The sequence below is a fragment of the Alloyangia pacifica genome (genome assembly GCF_020524285.1).
In the GTDB taxonomy this organism is placed as follows: domain Bacteria; phylum Pseudomonadota; class Alphaproteobacteria; order Rhodobacterales; family Rhodobacteraceae; genus Salipiger; species Salipiger pacificus_B.
Genome location: NZ_JAIVKX010000010.1, coordinates 90,391 through 105,420 on the forward strand (window position 1 = coordinate 90,391; position 15,030 = coordinate 105,420).

The 15,030-nt window shown below is 67.8% G+C and carries 11 protein-coding genes; all 11 read right to left on the reverse strand.

All coding sequences use genetic code 11. The features are described 5' to 3' along the window. Positions 1-93 precede the first annotated feature (93 nt). A complete protein-coding gene (gene cobA / locus LC039_RS14980) occupies positions 94-897 on the reverse strand; it encodes a uroporphyrinogen-III C-methyltransferase (protein WP_226625831.1) in 804 nt (267 codons plus the stop codon). 10 nt (positions 898-907) lie between these two features. Further along, the gene (locus LC039_RS14985; RefSeq protein WP_226626160.1) at positions 908-3,559 is read right to left on the reverse strand and encodes a nitrate reductase; all 2,652 of its coding nucleotides are present in this window, start codon (positions 3,557-3,559) and stop codon (positions 908-910) included. Further along, on the reverse strand, positions 3,559-3,891 hold the full coding sequence (gene nirD / locus LC039_RS14990; RefSeq protein WP_226625833.1) for a nitrite reductase small subunit NirD: 333 nt from the start codon (positions 3,889-3,891) through the stop codon (positions 3,559-3,561). Before nirD ends, LC039_RS14985 begins: the two co-directional genes overlap by 1 nt. Beyond that, positions 3,888-6,323, reverse strand: coding sequence for a nitrite reductase large subunit NirB (nirB, locus tag LC039_RS14995; protein ID WP_226625834.1), 2,436 nt, complete (start codon positions 6,321-6,323; stop codon positions 3,888-3,890). The genes nirD and nirB overlap by 4 nt, the downstream gene beginning before the upstream one ends. A 5-nt stretch (positions 6,324-6,328) precedes the next feature. Further along, entirely contained in the window at positions 6,329-8,035 is a 1,707-nt protein-coding gene (locus tag LC039_RS15000; protein WP_226625836.1) for an ABC transporter ATP-binding protein, read from the reverse strand. A 43-nt stretch (positions 8,036-8,078) separates the two neighbouring features. Then, positions 8,079-9,161, reverse strand: coding sequence for an ABC transporter permease (locus LC039_RS15005; protein ID WP_226625838.1), 1,083 nt, complete (start codon positions 9,159-9,161; stop codon positions 8,079-8,081). A gap of 140 nt (positions 9,162-9,301) precedes the next feature. Then, positions 9,302-10,663, reverse strand: coding sequence for a CmpA/NrtA family ABC transporter substrate-binding protein (locus LC039_RS15010; RefSeq protein WP_226625840.1), 1,362 nt, complete (start codon positions 10,661-10,663; stop codon positions 9,302-9,304). 275 nt (positions 10,664-10,938) lie between these two features. Next, positions 10,939-12,114, reverse strand: coding sequence for an ABC transporter substrate-binding protein (locus LC039_RS15015; RefSeq protein ID WP_226625841.1), 1,176 nt, complete (start codon positions 12,112-12,114; stop codon positions 10,939-10,941). Next, entirely contained in the window at positions 12,111-12,698 is a 588-nt protein-coding gene (locus LC039_RS15020) for an ANTAR domain-containing response regulator (RefSeq protein ID WP_226625843.1), read from the reverse strand. Before LC039_RS15020 ends, LC039_RS15015 begins: the two co-directional genes overlap by 4 nt. A gap of 178 nt (positions 12,699-12,876) precedes the next feature. Then, entirely contained in the window at positions 12,877-14,199 is a 1,323-nt protein-coding gene (locus LC039_RS15025; RefSeq protein WP_226625844.1) for an NAD(P)/FAD-dependent oxidoreductase, read from the reverse strand. 12 nt (positions 14,200-14,211) lie between these two features. Further along, on the reverse strand, positions 14,212-15,030 hold the full coding sequence (locus tag LC039_RS15030) for an ABC transporter permease (RefSeq protein WP_226625846.1): 819 nt from the start codon (positions 15,028-15,030) through the stop codon (positions 14,212-14,214).

A 15,030-nucleotide genomic window follows, 5' to 3' on the forward strand; every position in this document is an offset into this window, starting at 1 on the left:
CCACGGACTTGGCTGGCATAAAGCGGCGACCACGCCCGTTGCAGCGCCATCCCACGGGCAGGCGCTCGCCCGGCTACTGTCACACGGAGTGGCTCAGGCGAGGGCTTTCGCCGTCGCTTCCAGCGCCACCCCGGCCTTTGCCATCTTCGGCCAACTGGCGATGATCGCCGCGCATCCGCTCACCTCGTGCCGCGCCAGCAGCTCCGGCAGCTCGACAAGGCGCCCGGTGATGATCCGCTCGCCGGGTTTCGAGACCTCCACCGCGATGGTCAGCGGCGCATCCTCGGGCATCCCGGTCTCCAGCAGCGAGCGGGTGATCCGCTCCGACTGGCTCACCGCCATGTAGAGCGCCAGGGCGACGCCGGGACGGGCGTGGCGGGCGCAGTCGGGCATGGGGTCGCCGGCGCGGGCGTGGCCGGTGGCCAGCACCAGCGCATCGGTCTCGCCGCGGGTGGTCAGCGGAATGCCGGCGCGCGCGGCGGCGGCCATGGCGGCGGTCACGCCCGGGACGATCTCGGTCTCGATGCCATGCATGTGCGCGGCCTCGAGCTCCTCGGCGGCGCGGCCGAAGATGCCGGGATCGCCGGACTTCAGGCGCACGACATTGCGGCCCTGCAGGGCGGCGGCGACGATGACGGCGTTGATCTGCTCCTGCGGCCAGGAATGCGCCCCGACCTCCTTGCCGACGAAGACCAGCTCGGCCCGCGGCCCGGCCAGCGCCAGTACCTCGGGATCGACGAGCCGGTCGTAGAAAATCACATCCGCCGATTGCAGCCTTGCGACCGCGCGCAGGGTGAGCAGGTCCGCCGCGCCCGGCCCGGCACCGACGAGGGCAATGGTCCCCTTGGCCGGCATCTCGTCCGGCGTGGCGAGGGGAAAGCTGGGAAGAACGCTCATCTCGGGATCCTCATTCTGCGGCTTCGGGAGAGACTTCGGGGGCGGGGGTCTTGGCGCGGGCCAGCAGGGCGGCCAGTTCGGGGCGGCAGGAGCCGCAGTTGCTGCCCGCCTGCAACGCCGCGCCGATGGCGTCGACGCTCATGAGGCCCTGCCCCTCGATCGCATCGAGGATGGTGTTCACGCCCACGTTGAAGCAGGCGCAGACCACCGGGCCCGGGTCGGGCTGGTCGGCGGGGGCGCGGCCGGTGAGCACGTGTGGTGCTTCTTCGCCCGGCAGGGCGGCGACATGGCTGCGCATCACCACCACCGGCTCCGGCGAAACAAAGAGCGCGGCGAGCAGCCGGCCCTCGGCGTGGAAGGCGATGCGGACCGAACCGCGGCGCGGGTCGGCAACCACCTGTGCCTCGGCGCGGGGCAGGCCGAAGAGCCGGCGTGCCTCGGCTTCCCAATCGGCGGATACGTCGCTGCCGGCCATCTCCAGCCGCCAGCCGCTCTCGGTGCGGGCAACAGCCCAGTAGTCGCTTTGCGGGGCCATCTCGGTGCAGGACACGGCAAAGCCGTACCACTTGGCCTCATAGGGCGCGAGCGCGACCACCGCGCCCTTGCTCTCGGGCTGGCCCGAGACCGGGTCGGTGACCGGGGGCACGAGCGCGTCGATCCGCGCAGCGGGGGCGGTCTCGCCGGTCCAGTGCATGGGCGCGAAGACCTCGCCCTTCTGCACCTTGTCGGTGATCAGCGCCCGCAGCAGGGCGCTGCCCCGGTTGGAGGAGACGCGCACGAGGCTGGCAGGCGAGATCGCCAGGTCCGCCGCGTCCGCAGGGTGAATCTCGAGGAAGGGCTCGGCGAGATGGGCCGAGAGCCGCGGCGAGCGAGCGGTGCGGGTCATCGTGTGCCACTGGTCGCGGATGCGCCCGGTGTTGAAGCGGAAGGGGAAGCGTGGCGCTGTCTTCTGGGCGAAGTCCTTCCACTTGACGGGCACCATGCGGGCGCGGCCGCTCTCGGTGTAGAAGGCACCGTCCGCGAAGAACCGCCCGCCCCTGCGCGCCCTGGCAAAGGGCCAGCGGAAGGGGGCGAGCGTGGCGTATTCACCATCGGTGAGACCCGCATGACCGGAGATGTCGAAATCCTTGCCGAAGCCGCCCGCGATGCCCGAGAGCGCGGCGTACTCGCGGAAGATCTCGGCGGGGGAGGCGTAGTCGAAACCCGAGGGCCATCCCATGCGCTTTCCCACTTCGGAGAGGATTTCCCAGTCGGGCTTCGTGTCACCCGGCGCGGGCAGGGCGGCGCGCTGGCGCGAGATGGTGCGGTCAGAATTGGTGACGGTGCCCTCCTTCTCGCTCCAGGCGGCGGCGGGCAGCAGCACGTGGGCGAGCCGGGCGGTGTCGGTGGCGGCGGTGATGTCGCTGACCACGACGAAAGGGCAGTCCTTGATCGCATCGCGCACCCGGTCGGCGTCGGGCATGGTCACGGCGGGGTTGGTGTGGATCACCCAGAGCGCCTTGATCTTGCCCTCGCTCACGGCCTGGAAGAGGTCCACCGCCTTCAGACCGGGCTTGTCGGGGATCGTTGGAGAGGACCAGAACTCGCGCACTGCCGAGCGGTGGGAAACATTCTCAATATCGAGATGGCAGGCCAGCATATTGGCCAGACCGCCCACCTCGCGCCCGCCCATGGCGTTGGGCTGCCCGGTGACCGAAAGCGGCCCCATGCCCGGCTTGCCGATACGGCCGGTGGCCAGGTGGCAGTTGAGGATCGAATTGACCTTGTCGGTGCCCGAGGAGGATTGGTTCACGCCCTGGCTGAAGACGGTGACGACTTTTTCGGTCCGCACAAACAGATCGTAGAACTCGCGCAGCGTGGCGGCGTCGAGGCCGGTGCGCGCCGGATCGTCGTCCGAGGCGCTCTCCAGCGTGGCATCGAAGCCCTCGACATGCGCCATGAAGGCTTCGTCCGCCGCGCCCTGCACGGCGATCTCGGTCAGCAGCCCGTTGAACAGCGCCACATCGGTCCCGGCCTTCAGCGGCAGGTGCAGATCGGCGATGTCGCAGGTGGCGGTGCGGCGCGGATCGACGACCACGACCTTCAGGGTCGGGCGGGCTTTCTTGGCGGCGGCGACGCGCTGGAACAGCACCGGGTGGCACCAGGCGAGATTGCTGCCCACCAGAACCACCAGGTCGGCCTCTTCGAGGTCCTCGTAGGTACCTGGCACGGTGTCGGTGCCGAAGGCGCGCTTGTGGCCCGCCACGGTCGAGGCCATGCAAAGCCGCGAATTAGTGTCGATATTGGCCGAGCCGATGAAGCCCTTCATCAGCTTGTTGGCAACGTAGTAATCCTCGGTCAGCATCTGGCCGGAGACGTAGAAGGCGACGCTGTCGGGCCCGTGCTCGGCGATGGTCTCGCGGAAGCGCAGGGCAACGAGATCGAGCGCGGCGTCCCAACCCGTCTCGATTCCGTTAACCCTTGGGGCCAGCAGGCGACCCGCCAGTCCCACCGTCTCGCCCAGCTGCGAGCCCTTGGAGCAGAGGCGCCCCTTGTTTGCAGGGTGCGCGGGGTCGCCGCGCACATCGAGCCCGCCCGCCCCGTCGGGGCGCAGCAGCACGCCGCAGCCGACGCCGCAATAGGCGCAGGTCGAGCGGATTTCAGGCAGGCCCGACCCGTCCATCACGCGGCGCTCCGCTTTCCGACGGCCACGCCGTCGAGCAGGATGCGTTCGCCTTCGAGGCGCACCGGGAAGGTGGCGATGCGGCCCTCGTCGGCGCCCTGCGCCTCTCCGGTGTTCAGATCGAACACCCAGTTGTGCAGCGGGCAGGTGACCTTCTGGCCGTGCACGATGCCCTCGGACAGCGGGCCGGCCTTGTGCGGGCAGGCGTTGGAGGCGGCGAAGACCTCGGCCTCGGCGGTGCGGAAGATCGCCACGCAGCCCACCGGGGTTTTCACCAGCCGTGCCCCGCGCAGGGGGATGTCGTCGATATGTCCGATGTCGATCCAGCTCATTCCGCAGCCTCCAGCGTGAGATCGGCGAGCGGGTGGAAGCGGCGTGCCACCTCCGGCTTGGCCCGCTCGGCCCAGGGGTCTTTTTGGTAGACGGACTGGGAGATATCGAAGCGCTCGACCAGCGCCTGCCGTTCGGCGGCGTCGGCGAGGGTCTCCTTCACCCAGTCGAGCCCGACCTTGGCGACCCACTTGTAGGGCCGGTCGAGATACTTGGCGTGCTCCCGGTAGAGCTGCACGAAGGCGACGGTCCATTCGATCGCCTCTTCCTCGGTGCGCACGTCCACCAGCCGCTCGGTCTCTTTCACGTCCATGCCCGCCGCCCCGGCAACGCCGATCTGAAAGCCGCTGTCGACGCAGACGATGCCCACATCCTTGCAGGTGGCCTCGGCGCAGTTGCGCGGGCAGCCAGAGACGCCAAGCTTGACCTTATGCGGCGTCCAAGAGCCCCAGAGCCGCCGCTCGAGCGCGATGCCGAGCCCGGTGCTGTCCTGCGTGCCGAAGCGGCACCATTCGGAACCGACGCAGGTTTTCACCGTGCGCAGACCCTTGGTGTAGGCATGGCCCGAGACCATGCCGGCCTGGTTCAGATCGTGCCAGATGGCGGGCAGGTCTTCCTTCTTCACGCCCAGCAGGTCGATGCGCTGGCCACCGGTGACCTTGACCGTGGCGCCGTATTTCTCTGCCGCCTGGGCGATGGCCATCAGTTCCTGCGGGGTGGTCATGCCGCCCCACATGCGGGGCATCACCGAATAGGTGCCGTCCTTCTGGATGTTGGCGTGGTTGCGCTCGTTGACGAAGCGGCTTTGCGGGTCGTCCACATAGTCGAGCGGCCAGTCGGCGAGCAGGTAGAAGTTCACCGCCGGGCGGCAGACATGGCAGCCGTTGCGGGTGGTCCAGCCCAGTTCCTGCCAGACCGCCTCCTGCGACTTCAGTTCCTGCGACTTGATCAGCTGGCGCACGTCCTCGTGCGACAGGTCGGTACAGCCGCAGATGGATTGCGCGGCGGGGATGACGAAGTCGTCGCCCAGCGTTGCGCCGAGGATCTGCTCGACCAGCCCGGTGCAGGTGCCGCAGGAGGCGCTGGCCTTGGTCTTGGCGCGCACCGCGCCGAGATCGCCCGCACCGGCGTTGATTGCGTCTTCGATCTGCCCCTTGCAGACGCCGTTGCAGCCGCAGATCTCCGCGTCACGCGGTAAGGCTGCAACGGCCGCCATAGGGTCCGCAGCGGCCCCCCCCTGATAAGCCGGGCCGAAGATCAGCGTCTCGCGCATTTCCTCGACATCGCTGGCGTCCTTGATGAGGCCGTGGAACCAGGCGCCGTCGGCGGTGTCGCCGTACATGACCGCGCCGATCAGGCGGTTCCCTTCGAGGATCAGGCGCTTGTAGACGCCGCGCGCCGGGTCGCGGAACACGATGTCCTCGCGGCCCTCGCCCTCGGCGAAGTCGCCCGCCGAGAAGAGATCGCATCCGGTGACCTTGAGCTTGGTGGCGACCTCCTTCTGCACGAAGCGGGCCTCCTCGCCGAGCAGGGTCTTGGCCAGCACCTTGGCCTGATCGTAGAGCGGCGCGACGAGGCCGAAGATCGCCCCTGCGTGCTCAACGCATTCGCCAAGCGCCAGAACATCGGGGTTCGAGGTGACCATGTGATCATCGACGACGATGCCGCGGTTCACCTCGAGGCCGGCTTCCTTGCCAAGCGCGGTGCTGGGGCGGATGCCCACCGCCATGACCAGCAGGTCGCAGGGCAGCTCGGTGCCGTCGTCGAGTTGCAGGGCACGGACGTGGCCGTTGCCGTCGGAAAGGATCTGCTTGGAGTTGGCCTTGCAGTGGATGCGAATTCCCTTGTCGACCAGCGACTTGCGCAGCAGGTAGCCCGCCGCTTCGTCGAGTTGGCGCTCCATCAGATGGCCCATGATGTGCACCACGTCGACCTCGGTGCCGCGCGCGGCCATGCCGGCGGCGGCTTCCAGCCCCAGAAGGCCGCCGCCGATGACCACCGCGCGCTTGCCAGCGCCGAGGGCCATCATCGCCTCGGTGTCCTCGAGATCGCGGTAGGGGATCACCCCTTCCAGATCGTGACCCGGAAGCGGGATGATGAACGGGTTCGACCCGGTGGCGATGACCAGCTTGTCGTAGGGCAGGGCGCCGTTTTCGCCGGTCACGACCTTCTTCTCGGTGTCGATCGCCACGACCTTCTCGCCGAAGCGGCAGGTCACGCCGCGCTCTTCGTACCAGGCGGCGTCGTGCGTGACGATTTCCTCGTAGGTCTTCTCGCCCGACAGCACCGGCGAGAGCATCAGGCGGTTGTAGTTACCGCGCGGCTCGGCGTTGAAGAGGGTGATTTCATAGGCCCCGGGGGCCGCGTCGATCAGGTGTTCGAGCATCCGGCCAGAGGCCATGCCGGCACCGATCACGATGAGTTTCTTCGTCATCTCGGTCACTCCGCTGCGATGGCCTTGGCGGCCGGTTTGGCTTGAGGTGTCGCGCCGGAGGCGCGCTTGGACTGGTTGCCGTGCTCGTACTCTTCGAGGAAATCGAGCACTTCCTGCCGGTAGGCGTAGTAGTCGGGGTGCTCGAGCAGCGCCTTGCGGGTGCGCGGGCGGGGCAGGTTCACATCGGTGATCTTGCCGATGGTGGCCTGCGGGCCGTTGGTCATCATCACCACGCGGTCAGCCAGCAGGATCGCCTCGTCGACGTCATGGGTGACGCAGATCGCGGTGACCTTGGTGCGGCTCCAGACCTCCATGAGAACTTCCTGAAGCTCCCAGCGGGTCAGGCTGTCGAGCATGCCGAACGGCTCGTCGAGCAGCAGCAGCTTGGGCGACAGGGCGAAGGCGCGGGCGATGCCGACGCGCTGCTTCATGCCGTTGGACATGTCGGCGGCGCCGCGGTCCATGGCATCGGCCAGACCGACCCGCTCGAGGTAGTATTCCACCACGTCCTGACGCTCGGCCTGACTGGCCTTGGGATAGACCTTGTCGACCCCGATGGCGCAGTTCTCGCGGGCGGTGAGCCACGGGAAGAGGTTCGGCGACTGGAACACCACGGCGCGCTCGGGATCGGCGCCTTCGACATGGCGGCCGTCGAGCTTGATCGCGCCCTTGGAGATGCCGTTGAGCCCCGCCGCCATGGTCAGCACAGTGGACTTGCCGCAGCCCGAGTGGCCGATCAGCGAGATGAACTCGCCGCGGTTGATCTTGAGGTTGAAGTCCTCGACCACCGTGAGCGGACCCTTGGGCGTGGGGTAGATCTTGTGGAGCTGCGAGAAGTCGAGGAAGCGCTCGTCGATCAGCCCTTCCTGCGCCTGCTGCACGGCGGCGGGCACGGCGTGGATCGGGGTGACGTTGGGCAGGATGCGCGAGCCTTCGACCTTGCCCTTGATGCCCACATCCATGAGGTAGCCGGTGACCTCGGCGCGCAGCTTCTTGAAGCCTTCGTGGTGGTTCATCTCGCTGCGCTCGCGCGGGCGAGGGATGCTGACGCGGAATTCCTGCCCAAGCGTGCCGTCGGGGTTCAGCGCGATGATCCGGTCGGCGAGGGTGATCGCCTCGTCGACGTCATTGGTGATCAGCACGCAGGTCTTCTTGTCCTGCTCCCAGATCGCCTCGATCTCATCGGCGAGGTTGGCGCGGGTCAGCGCATCAAGCGCCGAGAGCGGCTCGTCGAGCAGCAGCATCTCGGGCGACATGGCGAGGGCCCGGGCGACGTTGACCCGCTGGCGCATGCCCCCCGACAGTTCGGCGGGGCGGCGGTGAGTGGCGTGGGAAAGGCCGACCATCTTGATGTAATGGGCGGTCTTCTTCGCCTTCTCGGTCTTGGTCATCTCGGGGAAAACCGCGTCGAGCGCGAGGCGCACGTTGCCCTCGACCGTCAGCCACGGCATCAGCGAGTAGCTCTGGAAGATCACGCCGCGCTCGGGACCGGGGCCCTCGATGTCGAAGCCCTTGAAGGCGACGCGGCCTTTGGAGGGCTTCTCGAGCCCGGCCATCAGGTTGATCAGCGTGGTCTTGCCGGTGCCGGAGAAGCCGAGGATCACGAGGAACTCGCCTTCTTCCACCGAGAGGTTGATGTCCTTCAGCACGTGGGTCGCGTGGGTACCCTCGCCGAAGCTTTTCGAGACGTTCTGGAACTCTAGGATGCTCATCGCATGTCCTTTCGCGCTATGGGGTCGCTTGCTTGAGCGCCGCTCAGCGGTTGTTCGAGAAGGTGAAGAGGGACTGCAGGGCGAACATCACGCGATCCAGCAGGAAGCCGATGATGCCGATGGTGAAGACCGCGACCATTATCTTGGCCAGCGAGGAGGACGAGCCGTTCTGGAACTCGTCCCAGACGAACTTGCCGAGGCCGGGGTTCTGGGCGAGCATCTCGGCGGCGATCAGCACCATCCAGCCCACACCGAGCGACAGGCGCAGGCCGGTGAAGATCAGCGGCAGGGCCGAGGGCAGCACCAGCTTGGTGATCTTGGTGTAGGTGTTCATCTTGAGCACCTTCGAGACGTTCACCAGATCCTTGTCGATCGAGGCCACGCCAAGCGCGGTGTTGATCAGCGTCGGCCAGAGCGAGCAGAGCGTCACGGTGATCGCCGAGATCAGGAAGGATTTCGAGAACATGCCGTCGTTGGTGGCATAGGCGGCCGAGACCACCATGGTGACGATCGGCAGCCATGCCAGCGGAGAGACCGGCTTGAAGATCTGCACCAGCGGGTTGATCGCGGCGTTGGCGGTGGGCGAGAGGCCCGCGCAGATGCCGAGCGGAATGGCCACGGCGGAGGCGATCAGGAAGCCGAAGAAGACGGTTTTGATCGAGGTCCAGATCTGCTGGTAGTAGCTCGGCGCGCCGGTATAGGCGACGTCCTTGACCTGGTCGGCCTTGCCGGCGGCGATCAGCTTTTCGTTGCGCTTGTCGACCATGGCCTCGAACTTGGCCTGCTTGGCGGCCTTGGCCTGCGCGTCGTGGTGCAGGTTCACCGCCTCCTCCCAGACTTGCGCCGGGCCGGGGACCGCGCCGAGCGAGGTCTGCACTTGCGGCGCCAGCGTGCCCCAGAGCAGCAGGAAGGCGGCGATGGCCACGAGCGGCACGCCCAGCAGGCGCCAGACATCCTTCATCTGGGACTTGGGGTTGTCGCCGGCGGCGGCCTTGAGCAGCGGCGTGATCCAGGCAAGGCCGAGGACCTTGAACCAGGCATCCGCCTTGTTGATGCGGGTGAACAGACGCGCCCGGCGAGCCTCGCGTTCGGCGTCTCGGGCGAAATCGGGGTCGACGGTGGTCATGGGTCCGGTCCTTGGTCTGGATGGCGCAGGGAGGGAGCGGCGCGCATCGGGATGAGGAAGAGAGGTGTGTGGTGGGCGTCTGGGAAAAATGGCCGGGCTTTGGAGGGAGCGCCGCCCGGCCTCAGTCTCGGCTGAAGAGGTCAGCCCTGAACTTCGTTGCCGATGACCTTCTGATCGCCCTTCAGGCCGATCGGCAGGCTGTCGAGGTAGGCGTTCGGGGCTTTGCCGTCGTAGGCGATGCCGTCGATGATGTCCTCGGAGGGGGTCGGCGCCTTGTAGCCGTCGCTGTCCCAGGGGAAGTCGGCCTCATTCGCCAGCCCCTCGTCGACCAGCGCACGCGCCGCCTCGAGGTAGATTTCCGGCTTGTAGACCGACTTGGCGACCTCGTCATACCAGCTGTCGGGCTTGGACTCGGCGATCTGGCCCCAGCGGCGCATCTGGGTCAGGTACCAGACGGCGTCCGAGTAGAAGGGGTAGGTGGCGTTGTGGCGGAAGAAGACGTTGAAGTCGGGAACCTCGCGCACGTCGCCCTTTTCGTACTCGAAGGTGCCGGTCATCGAGTTGGCGATCACCTCGGCATCGGCGCCCACGTATTCCGGCTGCGACAGCATCTCGACCGCTTCCATGCGGTTGGCGTTGTCGTTCTCGTCGAGCCACATGGCGGCACGGATCAGCGCCTTGACCACGGCCTTGGTGGTGTTCGGGTTCTCCTCGGCGAACTCGGCGGTGATGCCGAAGACCTTCTCGGGGTTGTTCTTCCACAGCTCGTAGTCGGTGATCACCGGCACGCCGATGCCTTTGAACACGGCCTGCTGGTTCCAAGGCTCACCGACGCAGTAGCCCGAGATGGTGCCGGCCTCGAGGGTGGCAGGCATCTGCGGCGGCGGGGTGACAGAGAGCATCACGTCGGCGCTGATCTGGCCCGAGATGTTCTCAGGCGAGTAGAAGCCCGGGTTTAGGCCGCCGGCGGCGAGCCAGTAGCGCAGCTCGTAGTTGTGGGTGGAGACCGGAAAGACCATGCCCATGTTGAAGGGTTTGCCCTCGGAGCGGAACTTCTCGACCACCGGCACCAGCGCCTCGGCGCTGATCGGGTGTTGCGGCAGGCCGGCGTCGGTCTCGGGGATGTTCGGCTTCATCATTTCCCAGACCTCGTTCGACACGGTGATGCCGTTGCCGTTCAGGTCCATCGAGAAGGGGGTGATGATATGCGCCTCGGTGCCGTAGCCGATGGTGGCGGCGAGCGGCTGGCCCGCCAGCATGTGCGCGCCGTCGAGCTGGCCGCCGATCACGCCGTCGAGCAGGACCTTCCAGTTGGCCTGCGCTTCGAGCGTGACAAAAAGGCCCTCGTCGAGGAAGTAGCCCTGCTCGTAGGCCACCGCGAGCGGCGCCATGTCGGTCAGCTTGATGAAGCCGAAGGTCAGCTCGTCCTTCTCGAGGTCTTGCGCCAGCGCCGGCGAGATGAGCGCTGTGGAGGTGGCGAGAGCGATAAGAAGTTTTTTCATTCGTCGTTCCGTCCCTTGTTGGTGGTCCGGTGCGAGGAGAGCCCGGACCAAATACAGAAAAGCCGCTGACACACCGTGATGAACATCACAGAGGTCGAGCGGCTTTGCTCATGGATCCCAGGCATTGGGAGAAATCTTCGGGTCGGGCGCCATTGCCTGACCGTGAGGAAGTTTTTGCCTCAGCGCGGGTCACGGATCAAAGGGAAATCTTCAATCATGCGCTTCAGACGAAGGTTTTCGCGCGCAGGTCATGCTGCATGCGCAAAATCGCGGCATCAGTTTCCGTCGGGCTCAAAAATTCGGCCATCGAAGAATCGATCCGGCCCGAGAAACAGCTGTCCCGATTCTGAGGCGACGGGCAGAGGCTCGGCCAAACTGCCCTCCAGCTTCGACGAGGCGCCGGGAAGATCGGCGCTGGTTCCGGCCAGCGCGGCGCGGTGCAGGTCCGAGCGGAAGGTGGCGCGACCGGCCTTGCCCGCACCTTCGGGGTCGAGCCCCGCGCGGGCGGCGAGTTGGCGACCGATCCATTCCGCCTGGCTGCGCCAGGGGAAGCTGGCGGCGCCGTGATGGAACTCCAGCATCCGCGGCACCTGCCGTTCCTCGCCCTGCGACGAGATCACCATGCGCCCGGTCAGCGCCCGGTCGAGCACCTCGGCGGGCACCCCGAGGTAGTCGGGGCGACTGAGGATCTCCGACGCGAGCGTGCGCGAGTCGGGTTCGGCCAGCCAGCGCCCGGCGCGCCAGCTTGCGCGGATCAGCCGGCCGAGCAGGGACTGCTCGGTCTCGGCCCAGTCGCTGCGCACCGCCAGCACCTTTTCCGGCGCGAAGGACCAGATCGCCGCGCCGGGCAGCAGCAGCGCGCCGACGCCGTTTTCCACCGCCATGCTGCCCCAGGGCTCGCCGACGCAGAAGGCGTCGATCTCGCCTGCCTCCATGGCGTCGGCCATGAGCGGCGGCGGCACGGTGCGCACCTGCAGCGCTTCGGGCACCGACAGGCCGAGCGCCGAGAGCCAGTAGTAGAGCAGCTCGGCGTGCATGGAGAAGGGGAAGGGCACGCCGATGCGCAAGGTCTCGTCGGTGGCCGCGATCAGCGCCGCACCGGCAGCGCGCGCGTCGTTGAAGCCGAAGTCATGGCCCTGCCGGCGCAGCTTCTCGGCCAGCGCGTTGCTGACCCCGATGACATTGCCGTTGACCGACAGCACCGAGACCGCCGAAAGCGGCACGCCGGCCCCGCCAAGCCCCAGCGCCGCTGCGACCGGCACCGGCGAGAGCATATGCGCGGCATCCACGCGCCCGAAGCTGAGCATGTCGCGCAGGCTCGACCACGACGGCGCGCGCTTGAGGTCGAGGGCGATGCCTTCCTCGGCGGCGTAGCCCATCTCCTGCGCGATGATCAGCGGCGCGGCATCGGTGAGCGGGATGAACCCGACGGAGAGCGTGGTGGTCTTCATCCCAGCAGCCCCGCCGCGGTCACCAGCGCCTGCGCCACATCGGCGACGCGCTTGCCCTGGTCCATGGCGGCCTTGCGCAGCAGTGCGTAGGCCTCGTCCTCGCCGACGCCGCGGGCCTTCATCAGCATGCCCTTGGCGCGGTCGATCACCTTGCGCTCTTCCAGCGCGCGCTTGGTTTCCGCCAGCTCGGTGCGCATGCGCTGGAACATGCGGAAGCGGGCGATGGCGGCGTCGAGCACCGGCTTCACCCGCTGCGGCTTCAGCCCGTCGACCACATAGGCAGAGACCCCGGCTTCGATCGCCGCATCGGTGAGCCCGTCACCGGAGCGGTCGACGAACATCGCCACCGGGCGCTCGAGCGGGCCCGAGGCCAGCGCCAGCTCCTCGAGCGTGTCGCGCGATGGGCTTTCGAGGTCGATCAGCACCACGTCGGGGCTGAGCGCCTGGATGCGGCGCGCGAGACCGGGAATTTCAGAGACGACGTGGATGGTGAATTCCCCGGCTTCGCGCAGGCTCTGCTCGATCAGCAAGGCGCGTTCCCGGTCGGTTTCCACGATGGCGATGGAGAGCTGGGCGGAGGACATAGTTTCTATCGGCCACGCCGGCGCGGGCTTGTAAAGCGGGGCGTGCGCGGAAGGGGTTATAAATCAGGCAGCCGATGCAAATCTAGGCAGATAGAAGCATGGAGGGGCTCCGCCCCCTCTTGGCCGGAGGCCAATTCACCCCCGGCGTATTTTGAAAGAGAAGAAGCGGCGGGCGCTGTCAGAGGTCGAGCAACGTGGCGCCGAGATAGGCCGGGGCGAGCAGGGCGCGGCGGAAACGGCCGAGGGGGAAGCGGGTCGGAGGTGTCCGCAGCGCGGCGGGGTAGGGCGCGCGGGCGGGCTTGCCCTGCGCGATGTCGGCCAGCAGCAGCCCGGCGTGGCTGCCCATGGCGACGCCATTGCCGTGAAAGCCCATGCCGGCGAAGAGGCCCGGATGATCCGGGACCGGGCCGACGAAGGGGGTGAGCTGCGCCATCAGGCAGACCAGCCCGGCCCATTCGTGGCGGATGCTCACATCGCGCCAGGCCGGGAACATGGCGTGGAACTCGCGGCGGATGCGGGCGCTGATCGCGCGCTGGGCGCGGGGCGTGGCGGTGAGCCCGCCGCGCATGCCGAAGAGGAACCGGTTGTCGGGCAGCAGCCGGAAGTAGTGCAGCAGCTGGCGCGTGTCATAGGCCATCTGGCGCGAGGTCCAGCCGGCGGCGGCGCGCTGCATCTCGGTGAGCGGCTCGGTGACGATGACACTCGATTGCACCGGCAGGTAGCGCCCGCGCAGCCAGTCCGGCAGATCCTCCGACGAGTAGCCATTGGTGGCCAGGATCACCCGCTCGGCGGTGAGCGTCGTCCGTGGCGTGGTGAGGTGCCACTTGTCGCCGTCACGGCGCAGCGCGGTGACCGGACTATGGCCGTGCAGCGTGGCGCCGGCGGATAGCGCGGCGCGGGCGAGACCGGCGTGGTACTTGCGCGGGTTGAGCGCGAATCCGAGCGGCGTGGTCATCGCGCCGTGGAACGGGCCGGCGAGCCCCTCGGCGACAAGACCTTCCTGCGGGATCATTCGCGGCGTGACGCCGTAGAGCGCGGGCATCGCCTCTGCCTCGGCCTGCAGGGCCGTCCAAGCGCGCGGGGTGTGGGCGAGCAGGGTCTCGCCCTCGGAATGGGTGTCGGCCTCGATGCCGTGGTCGGCGATCAGCCCGGCGGCGGTGTCGATGGCGGCGCGTTCGGTCTGGCACCAGTCGCGCAGCCCCGCCTCGCCGAAGCGCTTGCGCAGCAGCGCGTGGGGCGCCTTGGCGCCGCCGAGGCAGCAGAAGCCGCCGTTGCGCCCGGACGCGCCGTAGCCCGGGTGATCGGCCTCGAGCAGCGCCACCTCGACCCCGTCCTGGGCCAGATGCAGCGCGGCCGAGAGCCCGGTGAAGCCGCCGCCGATCACCGCGACCTCGGCGTGGCGCGGCGCGGTCAGCGGGGCCCAGTCCATCGGCGGCACCGTGTCGGCCCAGAAGCAGGCGCCCTGCGGCCCGTAGGCCGCAGATTCGTAGATGCGTTTCATGTCTGTCTTTCGTTACTCGGCGCGGATCGCCGCCTGTTCGTCGCGTCGCTGTGCCACCGCCGCACGTTTCGACAGGATCGAGGCGGTGATCACCCCGACGGTGACAATGGCGATCATGATCGTCGAGAGCGCGTTGATCTGCGGGCTGACCCCGAGACGCACCGCCGAGAAGATCTTGATCGGCAGGGTGGTGGCCGAGGGGCCGGTGGTGAAGCTGGCGATCACCAGGTCGTCGAGCGACAGGGTGAAGGCGAGCAGCCAGCCCGAGATCACCGCGGGCGCGATGATCGGCAGGGTGACCAGCCGGAACGCCTCGAAGGGCGAGCAGCCGAGGTCCAGCGCGGCCTCCTCCAGCGAGCGGTCGAAGGTGGTCAGCCGCGAGGAGACCACCACCGAGACGTAGCACATGGAGAAGGTGGTATGGGCCAGCACGATGGTGAAGACGCCGCGGTCGAGGTTGATGCCGATGAACAGCAGCAGCAGCGACAGGCCGGTGATCACCTCGGGCATCACCAGCGGCGCGTAGATCATCCCCGAGAACAGCGTGCGCCCGTGGAAGCGGCCCGCGCGCACCAGCACGTAGGCGGCCATGGTGCCGAGGATGGTGGCGAGGGTCGACGAGAAGACCGCCACCTTCACCGTCACCCAGGCGGCGTCGAGGAAGGCCTCGTCACGCAAGAGCTCGCCGTACCACTTGGTCGAGAAGCCGGCCCAGACGGTGACGAGGCGGCTTTCGTTGAAGCTGTAGAAGACCAGCAGCACCATCGGCAGGTAGAGGAAGGCGAAGCCCAGCGTCAGCGAGACCGTGTTGAACCAGCTGAAGCGTCTCAT